Here is a 3,400-nt window from a genome sequence, read left to right as displayed (position 1 = left end):
GTTCGGCGTCTACGACCCGGGCGCACTGTCCATCCTCAAAACGTCGGACAACTCAGTACTGGACGCCGCGAACTGGAGAGTGTCCCGGTACGCCGACCCGGACCCTGAGCTGCGCGAAGTAGCGATCGAGGCCTACACGATGTCCACCTACCTGGACATCCTCGACGCCGATATCTCCGCCTGCTTCTCCGTCACCGCTCTGCCCTCGCAGGCGCCGGCCTCGATGCTGCGCGTCACCGTCGAGGGCTACACCGAGACGATCAAAGAGAAGTCGCACGTCATCCAGTTCCACACGTCGGCCGCGCTCACCGACAGCGTGTGGGTCCTCGACGACCCGACCTATTCCGTCCTCGACTCCACGACCCGCCTCGCCTACTGAAAGGGGACGCCGTGGCTATCGCCGTCGTGCGCGCCGAGACCTTCTACACCCCGCCCCCCGGCCAGCCCGCCGACCTGTGGGCCGGCGTGCTGGCCGCCGAACTGGTGTGGCGCTGGTACGAGTTCCGGGTGGGCCGCCGCGCCATCCCGCCAGCCGACGCCGTCGACGACACGTACTTCGCGCGCATCAATCAGAACCGCTGGCTGGCCGACTGCTCGTCGTGCGGCTCCGCACAGATCGTCTCCCCGAGCGATCCGCGGTACGCGTGCGTGGAATGCGGGTGGGGCTGGTGCGCACTCGTCTTCCCCGACGATGTGGCATCGGTCGAGGCAGCCCTGATGGGACTGAAGCCCGCGCTGCGGAACTGGTGGAACCCCGCCGACCCCAACAACCCGGACAACACCATCGCGCCCGCGCCTGACCCCGGCCAGGAAGCGGGGGCATCGTGACCTTCGCCCCGCGCACATGGGTCGTCGGCGAAGTGGTCTCTGCGGCGCTCATGAACCAGGAGATCCGCGACCAGGTCAACAGCATGCTCGCCGCCTGGACGTCGTACACGCCGGCATGGACGGCCTCGACCACCGCCCCCGACGTCGGCAACGGAACCCTCACCGACCGGTACCTGAAGATCGGCCGCACCGTCTACGGGGAAGTCACCCTCACCTGCGGATCCACCACCACCTACGGCAGCGGTGCCTGGTCCTTCAGCCTGCCCGCGACCGTCGCGTCATCAGGATTCTCGGCCCTGGGATCCGCGCGCATGACCTCGACCGCCACCTGGCACGGCCAGGTCTCGATCAGCAGCGCCGCCACCACCTTCCAGGTCACGTTCCCCACGTCCGCGACCAACACCCAGTCGGCCAACGCCTCGCAGGGCACACCGGCCACCCTCGCGGCGACCCACGCGATCCGGGCGTTCTTCGTCTACGAAGCCTCGTCCTGACCCACCTTCCACACCGTCCGCCCCGAGCCAGCCGGCCGGGGCCTTCGTCATTTCTGGAGCACCCATGGCGACACCCCTGACCGCAGCCCAGACGTTGACCGCGCTCAGATCCGAGGGCCTCACCGTCCACGAGCACGCGGGCTGGAGCACCCACAACCGCGAGGCGGCGACCGGCAAGTCCTTCGGCCCCGTGATCGGCGTACTCATCCATCACACGGCCGGGCACGGCGACAAGGAGATCTGCTACAACGGCCGCTCCGACCTGCCCGGCCCGCTCTGCCACTCCTGGCTGGGTAAGACCGCAGGCCTGTGGATGATCGGCCACGGCCGGGCGAATCACGCGGGCCTCGTCGACCTCGACGTCCTCAACGCCCTCCGTGCCGAGGCGAGCCCGCTGCCGCACGACGACCAGGCCAACGCCGACGGCAACGACGTCCTGTACGGCCTGGAGATCGAGAACCTCGGCGACAGCAAGGACCCCTACCCGGCCGACCAGTACCGCCAAGCCGTGCTGTGGGCCGCGTCGCTGTGCCGGGCGCACGGCTGGACGGAACGTTCCGTCGCCGGGCACAAGGAAGTCCAGCCCGGAAAGATCGACCCCAGCTTCGACATGAACGGCTTCCGCGCCGACGTGAAGAAGCAGCTCGCCACCAAGCCCGGCGGCGGCACGGTCACGCCGACGCCCGCCAAGCCGAAGGTCGACCTGTCCCAGCTCATCGCCGCCGCCAAGGCCGACCCCGGCGCGAAGCAGGGCCACGTCAGCTACATGACCGGAACGAACCTCACCGAAGCCGCCCTCGTCAAGCTCGGCTACCTCGCCAAGACGTATGCGGGCGACGGCTCCTTCGGGTCGACCACGGTCAAGGCCTACGCCGCATGGCAGCGCCACCTCGGCTACACCGGCGCCGACGCCAACGGCATCCCCGGCCACACGTCCCTCACCCAGCTCGGTACGAACACCGGGCTGTTCACCGTCGTCGCCTGATCGGGAAAGGCCCTCATGAAGATCGCCAGTATCGCCAAGTCCATCATCGCCGGCCTCGCCGCGGGCGCGGCGGCTGCCGTCACCGCCGTGCAGGACAACGTCCTCACCACCGGCGAGGGCGTCACCATCGCGCTCGCCGTCCTCGGCGCGTGGGGCATCACCTACGCGGTGCCCAACCGCCCGAAGACGGACGCCTAACCCTGCCCCATGCGAGCGTCTTGGAGGTGGCATGGACGCCGCCCTCGTCACAGCTATCGGCGTGATCGGCAGCGCCGCCGTGGCGGGGGCGGCAGCCATGTACGGCTCCAAGGTCGCCGGACGCGCCCAGCGGGAGGGCAACGCGGTGAACGGCTTCAACTCGCTCACGGACCAGCTCCAAGAGGAACGCAAGGAGCTGCGGACCGAGGTGGCCACGCTCAAGACCGAACTCGCCACCGAGCGGGCAGAGTCGGCGCGTCTGCGACTGGTCGTACAGCAGCTCGGGGGGCATCCGTGACGCGCACCGACCGGATGCTGGCCCGCCGATGGAAGCCCATCGCTCTCCTCTCGTTCCTGCTGCTGCTCACCGGCGCCGTCCTCCTCGTGTACGTCCGCGTCCAGATCGAAGCGAACCGGGCCGACCAGCTCGCCGACGAGGCCAACCTCCGGGGCAACGCCGTCAGTACGCTCGCCGGCGACGTGCGGGCCCTGCGCCAGCAGGTCAAGGCCGGCGGGGAAACGCCCGTCGCGCCAGACCCCACCAAGGCCGTCAAGGATCTACCCGACCGCGCCGAAGTCCCCGTACCCATCCCGGGGCCGCCCGGCCCGAAGGGCGACACCGGAGCCTCCGGCAAGCCAGCACCGACGATCACACCAGCGCCCGGAGCGTCCGGCGCGGCCGGGGTCACCGGACCGCAAGGACCCCAGGGCGAACCGGGCGCCGACTCCACCGTCCCCGGCCCGAGCGGACCGCCCGGCAGGGACGGCCGCGACGGCATCGACGGCAAGGACGGGCAGACCTGCCCCGACGGGTACCACCTCGAGGCCCCGAGCTACGACCCGGACGCGCTCGTCTGCCGCAAGGACGGCGCCCCCGACCCGAGCCCCACCCCGC

6 protein-coding genes and 1 pseudogene are annotated in these 3,400 nt (G+C 70.2%); all 7 read left to right on the top strand.

Annotated elements, in window-relative coordinates:
• Positions 1-379, top strand: a pseudogene (locus ACFWP5_RS48770) (hypothetical protein); the annotation flags it as partial.
• 11 nt (positions 380-390) lie between these two features.
• A complete protein-coding gene (locus ACFWP5_RS48765; RefSeq protein WP_384172656.1) occupies positions 391-828 on the top strand; it encodes a hypothetical protein in 438 nt (145 codons plus the stop codon).
• Entirely contained in the window at positions 825-1,322 is a 498-nt protein-coding gene (locus ACFWP5_RS48760) for a hypothetical protein (RefSeq protein WP_384172653.1), read from the top strand. The genes ACFWP5_RS48765 and ACFWP5_RS48760 overlap by 4 nt, the downstream gene beginning before the upstream one ends.
• A 64-nt stretch (positions 1,323-1,386) precedes the next feature.
• On the top strand, positions 1,387-2,307 hold the full coding sequence (locus ACFWP5_RS48755; protein ID WP_384172650.1) for an N-acetylmuramoyl-L-alanine amidase: 921 nt from the start codon (positions 1,387-1,389) through the stop codon (positions 2,305-2,307).
• 15 nt (positions 2,308-2,322) lie between these two features.
• Positions 2,323-2,505, top strand: a complete 183-nt coding sequence (locus ACFWP5_RS48750; protein WP_384172647.1) for a hypothetical protein — start codon at positions 2,323-2,325, stop codon at positions 2,503-2,505.
• Between the two features lie 31 nt (positions 2,506-2,536).
• On the top strand, positions 2,537-2,803 hold the full coding sequence (locus ACFWP5_RS48745; RefSeq protein ID WP_384172645.1) for a hypothetical protein: 267 nt from the start codon (positions 2,537-2,539) through the stop codon (positions 2,801-2,803).
• Positions 2,800-3,400: collagen-like protein (locus tag ACFWP5_RS48740; RefSeq protein WP_384172642.1), on the top strand; the 601-nt coding region annotated here is incomplete at its 3' end. The genes ACFWP5_RS48745 and ACFWP5_RS48740, both read left to right, overlap by 4 nt.

Origin of the sequence: Streptomyces sp. NPDC058469 (assembly GCF_042721125.1) — a bacterium.
Classification (GTDB): Bacteria; Actinomycetota; Actinomycetes; order Streptomycetales; family Streptomycetaceae; genus Streptomyces.
This window is presented reverse-complemented; position numbering and strand designations above follow the sequence as displayed.